Origin of the sequence: Corynebacterium tardum (genome assembly GCF_046717785.1) — a bacterium.
Lineage (GTDB): Bacteria > Actinomycetota > Actinomycetes > Mycobacteriales > Mycobacteriaceae > Corynebacterium.
Window position 1 is genome coordinate 2,219,168 of record NZ_CP177104.1, and the last position, 13,873, is coordinate 2,233,040.

15 protein-coding genes and 2 tRNA genes are annotated in these 13,873 nt (G+C 64.7%); 4 read left to right on the forward strand and 13 right to left on the reverse strand.

Annotation, left to right across the window (positions count from 1 at the left end):
* Positions 1-4: 4 nt before the first annotated feature.
* The 5 genes from nrdI to ACLI1P_RS10750 form a co-directional block, all read right to left on the reverse strand.
* Entirely contained in the window at positions 5-430 is a 426-nt protein-coding gene (gene nrdI, locus ACLI1P_RS10730; protein ID WP_296134710.1) for a class Ib ribonucleoside-diphosphate reductase assembly flavoprotein NrdI, read from the reverse strand.
* Positions 431-438: 8 nt separating this feature from the next.
* Entirely contained in the window at positions 439-678 is a 240-nt protein-coding gene (gene nrdH / locus ACLI1P_RS10735; RefSeq protein ID WP_296134711.1) for a glutaredoxin-like protein NrdH, read from the reverse strand.
* 397 nt (positions 679-1,075) lie between these two features.
* A complete protein-coding gene (locus ACLI1P_RS10740; protein ID WP_411708835.1) occupies positions 1,076-1,969 on the reverse strand; it encodes an esterase/lipase family protein in 894 nt (297 codons plus the stop codon).
* A 150-nt stretch (positions 1,970-2,119) separates the two neighbouring features.
* Positions 2,120-2,242 carry a type B 50S ribosomal protein L36 gene (gene ykgO, locus ACLI1P_RS10745; protein ID WP_003847162.1) on the reverse strand — a complete coding sequence of 41 codons (123 nt, stop codon included), beginning with the start codon at positions 2,240-2,242 and terminating at the stop codon, positions 2,120-2,122.
* Positions 2,243-2,365: 123 nt separating this feature from the next.
* On the reverse strand, positions 2,366-3,694 hold the full coding sequence (locus tag ACLI1P_RS10750; RefSeq protein WP_411708836.1) for a sugar porter family MFS transporter: 1,329 nt from the start codon (positions 3,692-3,694) through the stop codon (positions 2,366-2,368).
* Between the two features lie 27 nt (positions 3,695-3,721).
* On the opposite strand from ACLI1P_RS10750, the gene nadE reads away from it, so the two are divergent.
* Positions 3,722-4,540 (forward strand): ammonia-dependent NAD(+) synthetase, encoded by an 819-nt coding sequence (nadE, locus tag ACLI1P_RS10755; protein ID WP_411708837.1) that lies wholly within the window; start codon positions 3,722-3,724, stop codon positions 4,538-4,540.
* 48 nt (positions 4,541-4,588) lie between these two features.
* Positions 4,589-5,659 (forward strand): HNH endonuclease signature motif containing protein, encoded by a 1,071-nt coding sequence (locus ACLI1P_RS10760; protein WP_411708838.1) that lies wholly within the window; start codon positions 4,589-4,591, stop codon positions 5,657-5,659.
* Positions 5,660-5,730: 71 nt separating this feature from the next.
* Here ACLI1P_RS10760 and ACLI1P_RS10765 read toward each other — a convergent pair whose 3' ends face one another.
* The 6 genes from ACLI1P_RS10765 to pgm all read right to left on the reverse strand — a co-directional run bounded on the left by ACLI1P_RS10765 (position 5,731) and on the right by pgm (position 9,768).
* A complete protein-coding gene (locus ACLI1P_RS10765; RefSeq protein WP_306508073.1) occupies positions 5,731-6,453 on the reverse strand; it encodes a fructosamine kinase family protein in 723 nt (240 codons plus the stop codon).
* A gap of 50 nt (positions 6,454-6,503) precedes the next feature.
* Positions 6,504-6,576 (reverse strand) — tRNA-Ala (locus tag ACLI1P_RS10770).
* Between the two features lie 20 nt (positions 6,577-6,596).
* Positions 6,597-6,669: transfer RNA gene (locus ACLI1P_RS10775), tRNA-Ala, on the reverse strand.
* A 101-nt stretch (positions 6,670-6,770) separates the two neighbouring features.
* The gene (locus tag ACLI1P_RS10780; RefSeq protein ID WP_296134535.1) at positions 6,771-7,523 is read right to left on the reverse strand and encodes a DsbA family protein; all 753 of its coding nucleotides are present in this window, start codon (positions 7,521-7,523) and stop codon (positions 6,771-6,773) included.
* A 58-nt stretch (positions 7,524-7,581) separates the two neighbouring features.
* Positions 7,582-8,028 (reverse strand): MauE/DoxX family redox-associated membrane protein, encoded by a 447-nt coding sequence (locus ACLI1P_RS10785; RefSeq protein ID WP_373692300.1) that lies wholly within the window; start codon positions 8,026-8,028, stop codon positions 7,582-7,584.
* A gap of 126 nt (positions 8,029-8,154) precedes the next feature.
* A complete protein-coding gene (gene pgm, locus ACLI1P_RS10790) occupies positions 8,155-9,768 on the reverse strand; it encodes a phosphoglucomutase (alpha-D-glucose-1,6-bisphosphate-dependent) (RefSeq protein WP_411708839.1) in 1,614 nt (537 codons plus the stop codon).
* A gap of 82 nt (positions 9,769-9,850) precedes the next feature.
* Between pgm and ACLI1P_RS10795 the strand changes: the two genes are divergently transcribed.
* Entirely contained in the window at positions 9,851-10,162 is a 312-nt protein-coding gene (locus ACLI1P_RS10795; RefSeq protein ID WP_411708840.1) for a fluoride efflux transporter family protein, read from the forward strand.
* Complete coding sequence (locus ACLI1P_RS10800; RefSeq protein WP_411708841.1) at positions 10,159-10,521, forward strand: FluC/FEX family fluoride channel; 363 nt, start codon at positions 10,159-10,161, stop codon at positions 10,519-10,521. The genes ACLI1P_RS10795 and ACLI1P_RS10800 overlap by 4 nt, the downstream gene beginning before the upstream one ends.
* Here the strand turns inward: ACLI1P_RS10800 and ACLI1P_RS10805 are convergent.
* Complete coding sequence (locus tag ACLI1P_RS10805; RefSeq protein ID WP_411708842.1) at positions 10,518-13,064, reverse strand: ABC transporter permease; 2,547 nt, start codon at positions 13,062-13,064, stop codon at positions 10,518-10,520. The two genes, ACLI1P_RS10800 and ACLI1P_RS10805, sit on opposite strands and share 4 nt — an antisense overlap.
* A 3-nt stretch (positions 13,065-13,067) precedes the next feature.
* Positions 13,068-13,808, reverse strand: a complete 741-nt coding sequence (locus ACLI1P_RS10810; RefSeq protein ID WP_296134525.1) for an ABC transporter ATP-binding protein — start codon at positions 13,806-13,808, stop codon at positions 13,068-13,070.
* Positions 13,809-13,873: the final 65 nt, after the last annotated feature.

A 13,873-nucleotide genomic window follows, 5' to 3' on the forward strand; every position in this document is an offset into this window, starting at 1 on the left:
GGTTTTAAGCCGCGAGACCTAACGCGGCCGCGTTGGCGAGCAAGCCTTCGCGGCACATTGTGACATCTTCCTCGGTGCCGAGCAGCTCGAAGCGGTACACATAAGGCACCTTACACTTGGCGGCGATGACGTCGCCGGCCTTGCCAAAGTCGGTGCCGAAGTTGCTGTTTCCACCGGCCACAACCGCGCGGATAAAGCTGCGGTTGTGTTCGTTGTTGAGGAAGCGGATGACCTGCTTCGGTACAGGCCGAGTGTTTTGCTTGCTTATCGACGCCCCTCCCCCGTACGTCGGACACACCAACACGTAGGGTTCGTTGACCACGAGGGGTTCGTCCGTTAAGCGCAGCGGGATGCGCGCGCTGGGCAGGCCGAGCTTCTCGACGAAGCGGTGGGTATTTTCCGTGGCGGAAGAAAAATACACAACCAACATGGCGATAGTTAGGCGCTGGCCGCCAGGGAGGACAGGGCCTTGATGCGGTCCGGGCGGAAGCCGGACCAGTGCTCGCCGTTCGCCTCAACGACGGGAGCCTGGACGTAGCCCAGGGCCATGACGTAGTCACGCGCTTCGTCGTCCACGGTGACGTCGACGGTGGTGTAGTCGAGCCCAGCGCGGTCCAGGGCCTTCTTGGTGGCGTTGCACTGGACGCAAGCGGGCTTGGTGTACAGGGTGATGGTCATGTGGTGGCTTCCTTCTGCTCTACTGCACTGCTCGCAACGTCAGGTTACGAGATAACTGTCGGAATAACTGGCTGGTATCTGACGGTTTACTGGAGGTTTCTCAGTTCGGCGAGGCGGTTCCGGACCACCTCCCGAGCAACATCAACGACACTATACTTTGTGCCGAAACACCGCAAGCGGCACAATATGTAGTAGTTACATGGCTGATATTCCCAGGTTGTAAGCCGCCGCAACCCCACATGTTGACACCCCGCTCACGCACCCGTCCCCACCGCCGTAACTACACGGGTGGTATTTCCTGCGCGTTTACGAAACGTTCACCTACTTTGTGACAAAATCCACAAACGGGGCGCGGCCCGCTCAGGCCTCGCCCCGTCGCTCTCCGGGCTCGTGCAGTCTAGCCGCGCACCGGCTCGACGCAGGTGCTGGAATCAGCCTCCTGGCCGGCCTCACGCGTCAGGCCAAAGAGCACCTGGCTCATCACCATGGGATCCCGCGGCAGGTCCGGGTGCTGCGGCTGCGCCCCGCACAGCTCTCCCAGGTCGATGTTGACCACGTCCGCGCCGTCGACAGCCGCGAGCATGGAAGAGGAATTCGGGGTCACGGTGACGTCGGCAGGCGAGTAAATCGACGTATACAGCGGCCCCGGTGCCGTATCCGGCAGCGTGTTGAGGTGCTCAATGAACTCCGCGCCGACCACCTGCTGGATGCCTGCAGAGCTCGCCATGAAGCGGGCGAAGTTCGGCATGGCCGCAATCACCTTTGCCAGCACCGTACCCATCCCGTTGAGCGTGGTGCCGTGGAAATTACCGCCGATGGCCACCGCGTGGGCAACGTGCTCCGGCGAGCCATACATCTGCGTGTAGGTCTTAATATGCAGGCCACCCTGCGAGTGGCCCACCAAGTTCACCTTGTCACTGCCGGTCACCTCGCGCACGTAGTCGATCTGCTGCGCAATCTCGCGAGCCGAGTCATCGAGGTCCGCAATCGCTTTGGTGCGCGGGTTGGCGTTCTGCAGCGTGACGTCGTCCGCGCCGTAGTCAAAGGCCCACACGCACATGCCCTGCTCCTGCAGGACCGGGATGAGCTCGTCCCACGTCGACGCGTTGTCCGACGTGCCGTGCAGGAGCACCACCGGTTCGCGCACCTCGCCGCTCGGCGCACACGAGGGGTCGTTGATCCCCAGCGAAGGATCGGCCAAGCTTTCAAATTCCGCTTCCGCAGCCTGGGCCACCGGGACAGACAACCCCACTACCGCAGCACACGCCGCCGCCACGAGACGCTTGTTCATTATTCTTCTTTCTTTCAACCACCTGCCGGGCCCCTGCTGAAGCCCGCGCGATAATTATATTCATTAAACCGCATCTGTCCAGGCAAGTGGGCATAAAAAATCCGCCTCCCCCAACAATGTGGGGAAGGCGGAGACGAGGAAACTCGTTTCTTAGCCCTGGCGAGCCTTGAAGCGCGGATCCTTCTTGTTGATCACGAAGACCTTACCGTGGCGGCGAATAACCTGGGCGCCCGGCTTCTTCTTCAGCGACCGAAGCGACTTGCGAACCTTCATCGGGCGCTCCTTTCGTTATGCGCAAACTTCATGCGAATGGTTAGTTCAAAGCACAGCCGGGCAAACGCCCAGCAATGACACGAGGAAAAATGTTACCCCACGCGCGCGCCATAACCAAAACACTCACCGTTCGGAGTAGCGAGAGCGCAGCTGCTTGGCGACGTCCTCGAGGCTCTCCCCCGCTGTTTCCGGCACCAGCGCCCGCGTATATCCCACCGCGACGAGCCCCAACACCGCGAAGATTCCGAAGGCCAGAGAGCCTCCCAGCCACTCGACGACCGGCAGGAAGAACTGCGCGACCACCCAGTTGCTCACCCACAGCGCCAGCCCGGCAATGCCCATGCCCACGCCGCGGACCGCGGGCGGCACGATCTCCGACATCAGCAGCCACGTCGCCGGGGAGACCGCCGCCTGCTGGAAGGCGATGAACGCCGCCATGCAGGCCAGCGACACCAGGGCCATGGCCGTGGACGTGTGGGCGAAGTGATAGGCCACGGCCAGCACCACGAGCGAGACCACGTTGCCGCTCAAGCCCGCGAGGAGCAGCCGCCGGCGCCCCAGGCGGTCCACCACGCGCATGCCGACCACGCACGCGGCCACCGACACCGCGCCAATGACCATCGACGTGTACACCGAATTGGCGGTGGAGATGCCCACCTGGTTCATCATGGTGGGCGCGAAGTACACGATGGCGTTAACACCTGTAATCTGCTGGGTCAGCCCCATGAGCATGGCGAGCGCTATGGCCCAGCGCATCCAGCGGTGGCGTCGGAAAGCGCGCCATTCGCCCGTGCTCGGCCGCCCGTTGTGTTCCAGTTCGGCTCCCCGCGCACCGACCCGGGCGCTCACCGCGGCGGCGTCGTCCGCGCGGCCCTGAGCTATAAGCCAGGCCGGGGTGTCCGGGAGGAAGAACATGCCAAGCGCCAGCGCGGCGCCCGGAACCGCCGCCAGACCGAGCATCCAGTGCCAGCTCCCGCTGGCGGCCAGCAGCGAGTTCACCCCGTATGCCAGCAGCTGCCCGACGACGATCATGAGCGTATTGAGCGAGACCATCCGGCCCCGCACGGCCGCCGGAGTGATTTCGGAGATGTACATCGGGGAAACGATGGACACCGCGCCCACCGCCACGCCGAGGAACGTGCGGGCCGCGGCGAGCTCAGTAGCCGAGCTCGACAGCGCACACCACACGGACCCCGCCACGAAGATGAGTCCGCCGGCGATGAGCGTGCGGCGCCGCCCGATGCTGCCCGCCACACGCCCGGCCACGAGCGCGCCGACCGCCGCGCCGACCAGCAGCATCGAGGTCACCAGCCCCTCTTCGTGGGCGGACATGCCGAATTCCGGGCCGACGAAGAGGAGGGCGCCGGACATCACACCGGTGTCGTAGCCGAAGAGGAGGCCGCCTAGGGCGGCTACCCCGGCGACGAGCACGACATAAGTATCACTGTTCACGGGTTCCCATTCTCGCAGGCGGCTACCATGGGCGTCATGTCACACGAATCCGCAGAACTGCAGCACGACATCACAAAAGCCCTGGGTGTCAAGCCCTGTATCGATCCAGCAGAAGAGGTTGAGCGCCGCGTCACATTCTTGGTTGACTACCTGCGCACCACCGGCGCGAAGGGCTTTGTCCTGGGAATTTCTGGCGGCCAGGACTCCACCTTGGCCGGCCGTCTGGCGCAGCTGGCGGTCTCCCGCGTCGACGGCGCGCACTTCTGGGCCGTGCGGCTTCCCCACGGCGTGCAGGCCGACGAGGACGACGCGCAGATTGCCCTCGACTTCATCCAGCCCGACCACCGCCTCACCGTCAACATCGCGGAGGCCACCGCGGCTCTCGACGGCGCCGTGGCCAGCGCCCTGCAGCAGGACTCGCTGGGAGATTTCAACCGGGGCAACCTCAAGGCGCGCCTGCGCATGACCGCGCAGTATGCGCTGGCCGGCGAGGTCGGCGCGCTGGTCATCGGCACCGACCACGCCGCGGAAAACGTCACTGCCTTCTTCACCAAGTGGGGCGACGGCGCTGCCGACATCCTTCCCCTCGCCGGGCTCAACAAGCGCCAGGGCGCGCAGCTCCTGGAGCACCTCGGCGCGCCGGAGTCCACGTGGAAGAAGGTCCCCACCGCGGACTTGGAGGACGACCGCCCACTGCTTTCCGACGAAGAAGCCCTCGGCGTCACCTACACCCACATCGATGATTACCTCGAGGGCAAGGCCGTGCCTGCCGACGCCCAATCGCGCATCGAAACCCTTTGGCACCGCGGCGCCCACAAGCGCATCATGCCGCCCGGCCCGCAATAATCCGCCTCCGGTTGCAGGCTCCCCTAGGGTGCTTTAACCTCAGTGCCCATGGGGGTATTAGAAACCTACTTCCACTACCGCAACTCGGGGATCGCGCTAGTGGAACATGCATCCAGCTCACCCGACAAGCTCCGCGCGCTCGGCGCCGATACAGCCGACGCGGCCGAGCTCGCACGCCTGCACCGCATCTACTTCGGGCCCACCCGCTTCACCGGAAAACAACGCAAAGCCCGCACCGCGGCTATAGCCCAAAAGCACGGCCTAGCCACCCTTAACCTCATCGAGTCCTACGCCAACCGCGTCAAGAAAGAACTCGACGCCTGGAACCTCCGCGCACGCCTGGCCGCCACACCAGCCCACAAAATCCGCGAAGTCGCCGTAAAACGCCTCAAAGAACTTAAGGAGAAACGCGAACACAAACCCGGGGTACGGTTCACCTACCGCAAGCAGGGACCCAACTCCGTCACCATCACCGACACCCCAACAGTCATTGCTGATATCCGCGGCACCCTCGAATCAGTCAACCCCACCAACCTGCTCGACGCCGCCACAACCGTCATCCTGGGCGGTAACACCGGCACTAGGCCTGCCGTGCACGCTCAAGTCGTTGTCACCCTGGACGAATTCGACCGCATCATCAACGGCGACGGCGACGAGATTGAGTTGCAGCTCACCAATGGTGCCCGCATGACCGGGGCAGAGTTTCTTACCCACAAATTCGCCGAAATAGGCTACGCCACCATTACCCACCCAGTAGAAGGACCCATCAACTCCTACCGAGTTGAACGCCACGCAAACTGGAAACAACGCCTCACCCTGTGCGCCGAAACCCAAACCTGCTCACGCCCAGGGTGTAACAAGCCGGCCGACTACTGCCAGGTCCACCACATCATCCCCTGGCAAGCAGGCGGGCTAACCAACATCAAGAACCTGACCTTCCTGTGCGCCTATCACAACGGCATCAACGATGATGACCCGTCGAAACCCACAGGCCGCGGCTACGTCTTCAGAATGAAAGACGGAATCGGATACATCCCACCCTGGGACGTGCCAATCACCGCCACACCCGAATACCAACAAGCCCTCGCCAGACTCGCCGCCGAGAAACCACCAAGCTAGACAGCCTGCACCCACCACAAACACCGAAACCCGCCAACCACACCAGGTTGACGGGGAATTCGGTGATCGCGCTAACGCAAGGCGTCGAGAGTAGCCTCCGCCGCCCGTCCGAGAGGGCCGTAGTACGCAGGCCCATGCGTCATGGAGTGCACCGCCAGCGGATGCAGCTGATGCATGGGCACCCACTGCTCGTAGTCCTTGGGTGCGCCGTAGCCGCGGAGAATTTCCTCATAGAACGGCGTGCCGAACAGCTCCAGCATGGCCAGGTCGGTCCACGGGTGGCCGCCATGCGCGGCGGGATCGATCATCACCGCCGAAGACTCCGTAAACAGCACGTTGCCCGCCCACAAGTCGCCGTGAATGCGCGCGGGCTGCACGTCCCAGTCGGCCGCCTCGATGGCCTCGCACGCCTGCTGCACGACCTCCTGCAGCCCCCGCGGCAGCCCACCGATGAAGGGAAGCACGCGCTGCTCGGCGTAGAACTCGCCCCACTGCCCGCACGGTTCACAGGGTTGCTCCACGCGCCCGATGAAGTTCGCCCCGTCCCAGCCCTCCGGTGGCGCGCCGAAGGCGGGCGCACCCGCCTCATGGACCGCGCGCAACGCGGCACCGAAGGAGCGGGCCGCGGACGCACTCGGCCGAGCCTGTACCACCCGGCGCGTGCTGATGGAGGTGGAGGTGTAGCCAGTGACGTCCACGACGACGTCGCCACGCGCCTGCGCAAGCCACCGCAACCCGGCGGCCTCCGCACCGGCTTGGTCTGGGCGGGACACAGTCTTGGTGAAAACATCCATGTCCCCCAGCATAGAAAAAGGCCGCCTCCCTGCAAGGAGACGGCCGTACGTGGAGCTAACGGGATTCGAACCCGTGACCCCCACACTGCCAGTGTGGTGCGCTACCAGCTGCGCCATAGCCCCAAAGATATTGAATTTTTAAGTGGAGCTAACGGGATTCGAACCCGTGACCCCCACACTGCCAGTGTGGTGCGCTACCAGCTGCGCCATAGCCCCTCATACGAGGTGCAACCTTCGCGGTTGCAACTCGTAACAATATATCGCCTCAGTTTTCACTCACCAAATCGCGAGTTAAGGCGCGGTATTTTTACACGCGCCTACTTGGCGGCAACGAGGTCAACCCACTCCATGATGGAGGTCTTGTCGTCCTCCGGAATGTCCTTGCCATCCTTGATGACGCGCGGCGAGGACACGCTGCCGGTGTCGCCCTCGAGCTTCTCGTAGTTCGCGGTCACCAGGGCGTTGCCCTTGCCCACCGGTGCGTCCTTGATGGCGGAGACGGTCTCCTCATCCGCGCCCAGGGTCTTGGCGGCCTCGGCGAAGTCGTTCATCTCCCACTTGTTGTAGACCTTGGACTGCTCATCCATGAGGTACTTGCGCAGGTTCCAGTAGAGCTGCACGTCGCCCGACTTGGCCACCTGCTCCATCGCGGCTGCTGCCTTGGAGGAGTGCCCGTCGTTGGACTTGATGCTCTCGATGCCGTTCTGGCTGCCGTCGAGGAAGTTGAGGGTGCGCACCTTTACGATGAGCTTGCCCTGCTCAATCTTTTCCTTCATCTGACCATCGGTCTCCTTGGCCAGATCGGAGCAGTGCGGGCAGGAGTAGTCCTCGTACAGCTCAACCTCGGGCGCATCCTTGGCGTCGGCGGCCTTGAGGGTGACGGCGTTATCACCAAAGGACATCTCCATGTTGACGTTCTCCTTGGCAAACCCCTCCAAGCCCTGCATGTTGGCGCCACGGTTTTGGTAGAAGATGAAGCCGAGCACGACGGCGATAATTACCAAGAGAACACCGATGCCCCACAGGAATCCGCTATTGCCCTTGGCGGTGGGGTCTTTAACTGTACTCATTGAACAACCTTGCCTTGTATGACGTTTATGGAACGAACGGAAATCCTACACACCCTACCTAGGGGTGCAGTGCGAACTTGGTGAATGGACGCTTGATGGTCCACACCATGAGGACAGAGTAGAAGATGTCGCGCAGCAGGGTCATCATGTAGTTCATCACCTGTGCGTCCTCGTCGGGGTTGGCGGAGAAGCAACCGCAGTCGATTCCCAGCCCGCGCAGCCACGCTTGGGCGATACCAATCATGAACAGGATCAGCACCACCTGGCCTACCCACGCCGACTGGCGCAGGAACAGGCCCAACAACAGCAGCAGGCCGCCGCAGACTTCCAGCGGCCCGATCAGGTAGGACAGGTAGCCCGACCATTCCGGCGTGAAAATCTCGTAGGCCTTGATGTTCTGGGTTACGGCGAGCTGGTCCGAGAATTTGGACACGCCCGCTTTAATCCAGATGTATGCCATGTAAAACCGCGCGAAGGCACTGATAACGTCCAGTACCACGCTCATCTTCTTGTGTGCCACGCGGCTCACTCTAACAAACCCGGCCCGCGACTATTCACGCGCCGGATTTTATTCAGCCTAGATGTAGCACAAATCTCTCCCGCTCACGGATTATGCAGTGCTTGACGACGCCTACCCCAGCACCTCCGCCACCAAAGCCTGCGCCTCCTGCTGGACCTGCGCGAGGTGCTCTTCACCGAGGAAGCTCTCGGCGTAGATCTTGTACTTGTCCTCGGTGCCGGAGGGCCGGGCGGCGAACCAGGCGTTCTCCGTGGTCACCTTCAGCCCGCCGATGGCCGCGCCGTTGCCGGGTGCCTCGGTGAGCTTGGACACGATCTCCTCGCCCGCCAGCTCGGTCGCGGTGACCTGCTCGGGGGAGAGCTTCTTGAGCACGGCCTTTTGCTCGCGGGTCGCCGGTGCGTCGGTGCGCGCATAGGCCGGCGCGCCGTATACTTCCGCTAGCTCGGCGTAGCGCTGGGAGGGGGTCTTGCCGGTCACCGCGAGGATTTCCGCGGCCAAGAGGTCCAGGATGATGCCGTCCTTGTCCGTGGACCAGACGGTGCCGTCGAAGCGCAGGAAGGACGCGCCGGCGGATTCTTCGCCGCCGAAGCCCAAGGAGCCGTCGACAAGCCCCGGCACAAACCACTTAAAGCCCACCGGCACTTCGACGAGCTCGCGGCCGAGGCTTTCCACCACGCGGTCAATCATGGAGGAGGACACCAGCGTCTTGCCCACTCCGGCCTCACCCCACTGCGGGCGGTGGCTAAACAGGTACTCGATGGCCACGGCCAGGTAGTGGTTGGGGTTCATCAGGCCGGCGTCCGGGGTGACGATTCCGTGGCGGTCGGAGTCCGCGTCGTTGCCCGTGGCCAAGTCGTACTTATCGCGGTTGGCCACCAGGGAGGCCATCGCGTCCGGCGAGGAGCAGTCCATGCGGATCTTGCCGTCGGTGTCCAGGGTCATGAAGCGGAAGGCGCCGTCGACCTCCGGGTTCACCACAGTCATGGCGAGTCCGTAGTGCTCCGCAATCGCCGCCCAGTAGTCCACGGAGGCGCCACCCATCGGGTCCGCGCCGATGCGCACGCCGGCGTCCTTGATGGCCTGCATATCCACCACGTTCGCCAGGTCTGCCACGTAGTTATCCAGGTAGTTGTGCTTCACGCAGCGCTCATCGAGCACTCCACTAACCGGTACGCGCTTGACTCCCTCGAGCCCGGCGCGCAGATAGTCGTTGGCCCGAGCGGCAATCCAGTCGGTGGCGTCCGTATCCGCCGGGCCGCCGGTGGGCGGGTTGTACTTGAAGCCGCCGTCGCGCGGCGGGTTGTGGGAAGGCGTGATGACGATGCCGTCGGTGCCTGGGTTCGTCAGGATGGCGTGGGAGACGGCCGGCGTTGGGGTGTAGCGGCCGCGGTCGTCGACGCGGACCTCCAGCTCGTTGGCCAGGAGCACCTCGAGGGCGGAGACCATGGCGGGCTCGGACAGCGCGTGGGTATCGCGGCCGATGAAGATGGCGCCGGTCGTGCCCTGCTCGGTGCGGTAGTCCACGATGGCCTGGGTAATGGCCAGGATGTGGGCCTCGTTGAAGGCGGTGTCCAGGGCGGAGCCGCGGTGTCCGGAGGTACCGAAGGCGACCTGCTGGTCGGGGTTATCGGCGTCGGGGGTGCGGGTGTAGTAGGCGGTGACCAGCTCCGCGATGTCGATGAGGTCGGAAGGCTGGGCAAGTTGGCCGGCGCGCTCGTGTGCCATGGTGGGTCCTCCTAAAAGACGTGGATGTACCTTTAGCTTGCCTGCTTCGCGGAGGTTTCGCATCCCAATTAGGATGGTGGCCATGCCACAGACCATTCTCGTCGGCTGCGGGGCGGCGCTGGGTGCGCTGGCGCGGTTCGGCCTTTCTGCTCTCCTCGGCGGCGGTGCGCTGCCGCTGCTGCTGATCAACATTGTGGGCAGCGCGATCATGGGCTATGCCAAGCCGCCGGCCTTCTGGGGTACGGGCTTCTTGGGCGGGTTTACCAGCTTCGCCTCGTTTGCCTTCCTCACCTCCGGGTTCGACCCGGCACAGGCGGGCGCGTACGTGCTGGCCACCGTGGTGGGTTGTACGGGGGCCTACCTGCTTGGCGACGTCTCCCGGAGGCCCGCATGATCCTCTTCTCCGCCCTCTCGGTACTTATTGGGGGCTTCGTGGGCGGCTGCGCACGATTCGCGCTGACCCGCATTCTGCCCTCCCCCGCCTGTACCTTTGCCGCCAACCTGGTGGGCGCGGCGCTGGCCGGTGTGGCCTATGGATACGCCGCGCACACTACCGCCCCCGAATTCTTTGTCCCGCTGTTGGCAGTCGGCCTGGCCGGCGGGCTGTCCACGTGGTCCACGCTGGCCAAGGAACTCGGGGAAATGATAAAGGCCAAGCGCTGGTGGCGCTTGGCGCGTTATCTGTTGTGGACCGTGGGCCTGGGCATCGTGGTGGCCTGGCGAGGAGCCTGGGTAGGCTCCCTGTTGGCCTAGTCCGCGATGGCGTCGAGCGGCGGGGTCTTCGCCGCGCGCTGGGCGGGCCAGATGGCGGCGAGCACGCCGACAATCGCGGAGCCGACGAGCATGATGATGAGCATCGGCCACGGCACGGTGGCGGTGTCCAGGCCGTCGTCGGCAAGCACGGCGATGAACGCCCAGCCCAAGCCTAGGCCCATGAGGATGCCGATGATGGCGCCGAAGAGCGCAATCTGCACCGACTCCACGGTGATCATCGTGCGGATCTGGCCGCGCTGCGTGCCCACCGCGCGCAGCATGCCGATCTCCTGGCGGCGCTCGATAACGCCGAGGGTGAGGGTGTTGATAATACCCAGCACGGCGATGATGACCGCCAGGGCCAGCAGCGCGTAGAGGATGGTGAGCATCTGGTCGATCATGCCCGCGGCCTCACCCGCGTACTCCTCGCCGGTGCGCACCTGCACCACCACGAGGTCCTTGACGGCCTCCTCCAGGTTGGAGCGCAGCTGCTCGGAGTCGAAGCCCTCGCTCGCGTTAACGCCCACCATGGTGATGTCCAGCGACGCGGGGTCGAGGACCTCCGCGGCCGCCGACTGGGACACGGCCAGCCCCGGCAGCATCTGGAAGGGCTCGTAGGTGCCGAGCAGCTTCACCTGGGCGGTGCGGGACGGATCGGGGCCGGTGAGCTCGTAGCTGTCGCCGACCTTCCAGCCATTCTCCGCGGCCAGGTCCTTATCGGCGATGAAGCCTGGTTCATCGCCCGTCGCCAGGGAGCCGTCCGCGGCGGTCAGGTTAAAGACGTCATCGGCGTTGCCGTCGAGGACCTGGCTCATGGTCATCTCGGGCCCATAGTTCATGGACGCCTGGCCGTCGACCGCCAGCGGGCCGGCGCTCAGAGCCACAACCTGGCCCGCGCCCTCGGTATCGCGGGCGCGCTGGGCCGTTTCGTTCGGCGTGGGGAAGCTGCCAGACGACGGCCCGGAGAGCAGGTAGTCAGCGCGAATGTTCTCATCCACGGCGTCGGAGACCGAGGCCTTCATGGTCGCGCCCAGCATGCCAATCGCCGTCACCAGGGCCACGCCCAGCATGAGGGCGAAGGCGGTGGCCGCGGTGCGGCGCGGGTTGCGCGCGGAGTTCGTGGCGGCGAGCTTGCCCACCGCGCCGAACGGCGCGCCCACGACGCGCCCGATGCCCGGCACAATCAGCAGCGAGATGGCCGGGCCGGCGAGGAAGAAGCCGACGATAAGGTCGAGCGCGCCCAGGCCGACGAGTGATGCGCGCAGGCCCGTGCCGCCGCCCAGGAACACGCCCAGGAGGGTAAACACGACACCGGCCGCGAGCAGCAGGCCGCCCAGGATGGTGCGGACCATCAGCGAGGAGCCCGCCGCGGACTCCGTGGTGCGCATGGCCTCCACTGGCTTGACCGCACCCGCGCGGCGCGCCGGCGCCCACGCAGAAACCACGGTGACCACCGCGCCGAGGATCAGCGGCACCACCACGGCGCTGACGCTCAGGCCCAGGCCGCCGTCCATGGGCATGCCCTGCGCCTTAAAGACCGCCTTGATGGCCGCCACCAGACCGATGCCGGCCACCACGCCGACCGCGGAGCCGACTAGGCCGACGAGCAGGGCCTCCGTCACCACGGAGCGCGTGATCTGCCCGCGGGACGCACCGAGGGCGCGCAGCAGCGCGAACTCCTTGGTGCGCTGGGCGACGATCATGGAGAACGTATTCGCGATGATAAACGTGCCCACGAGCAGTGCGATGAGGCCGAAGGCGATGAGGAAGTAGTTGACAAACTTCAGCGCCGAGGAGATCTGATCCGATATCTCGTCCGCGAGCTTCTGTCCGGACTCCGCGTCCACCTCGAAGGTCTGGTTGAGGTGATCCACCAGCTCGTCCGCGCTCACGCCCTCGGCCGCGGCGACCTTGAGCTGGGAGGAGTTGCCGTAGCGCTCACTAAACGCGTCGTTGGCCATCTGCAGGCTCAGGCTGGAGCCCTGCTCCACGGTGGGCTTGAACACGCCCACGACCTTGACCTCGTCGCGCTGATCCGGGTGGACCACGGTCAGCGTATCGCCCAGCTGGATACCGAACTTCTCCGCGGCCGAGTCGTTGATGAGGACTTCTCCGGTGCCGTTCGGCTCGGAGCCGTCGACAAGCTCGGCGGCCTCCCCCACCACCTGGTCGGCCGGGTAGTACGGCTCAACGCTCGCGGTGCCACCGCCGGTCTGGAAGGCCTCCGCATTCGCATCGGCCACCACGACGGTCTGGCTGCTCTGCATGTTGACCGCCCGCACGTCCGGATCGGCGGCGATGTCATCGCGCATCTTCTGATCCAGCAGCGGGCCGCCCTCCTTCTGGCTGACTGCGGCGTCCACGCCGGTAAAGGCGGTGGACACGGCGGAGTCGAAGGTGTTCGACAGCGAGTTGGTGAACATGAAGGAGCCGGAAATGAACGCGGTGCCGAGCACCACGGCCAGCAGCGTCAGGGCGAGGCGCAGCTTGTGCGCCAGGATGTTGCGCACGGACACCGTGCGCATCGTCGTCTTCGTGGCCATGCTCTAGCCCTCGATTTCTGCCATCACTGCGTGGATGGACTCCATGGTCGGGTTGTGCAGCTCGTTGACCAGGTGGCCATCCGCCAGGAAGACAACGCGGTCGGCGTAGGAGGCAGCCTTGGCGTCGTGGGTAACGATCACCACGGTCTGGCCGTCCTGGTCCACGGCGGTACGCAGAATGTCGAGGACCTCGGCCGAAGAATTCGAGTCGAGGTTACCGGTGGGCTCATCGCCAAAAATGATCTCCGGACGCGAGACCAGGGCGCGGGCACAGGCCACGCGCTGCTGCTGTCCGCCGGACAGCTCCGCCGGGCGGTGCGACAGGCGCTGCGCCAGGCCCAGGCGCTGAGTTACCTCGTCGAACCACGCCTGATCCACCTTCTTGCCCGCGATATCGGTGGGCAGGGTGATGTTCTCCGCCGCGGTCAGAGTCGGGACCAGGTTGAAGGACTGGAAGATAAAGCCCAGGCGGTCGCGGCGCAGGGTGGTGATGTCCTTGTCGCGCAGCTGCGACATGTCCGTGTCACCGATGAACGCCGAGCCAGAGGTCGCAGAATCCAGGCCTGCCATGGTGTGCATCAGCGTGGACTTGCCGGAGCCGGACGGGCCCATGATGGCGGTGAAGGTATTGCGCGCAAACTCGACGTTGACGTGGTCCAACGCGGTGACTGCGGTATCTCCTTGGCCGTACTGCTTAAACAAGTCGACAGCGCGGGCCGCGGCAGTCATGGTTGGGGTGGTCATGGACGTATTCTCCTTATAGATGGGGAAAGTAACGTCACCACCCTATCGTGCCCAGGGTGAGTTGT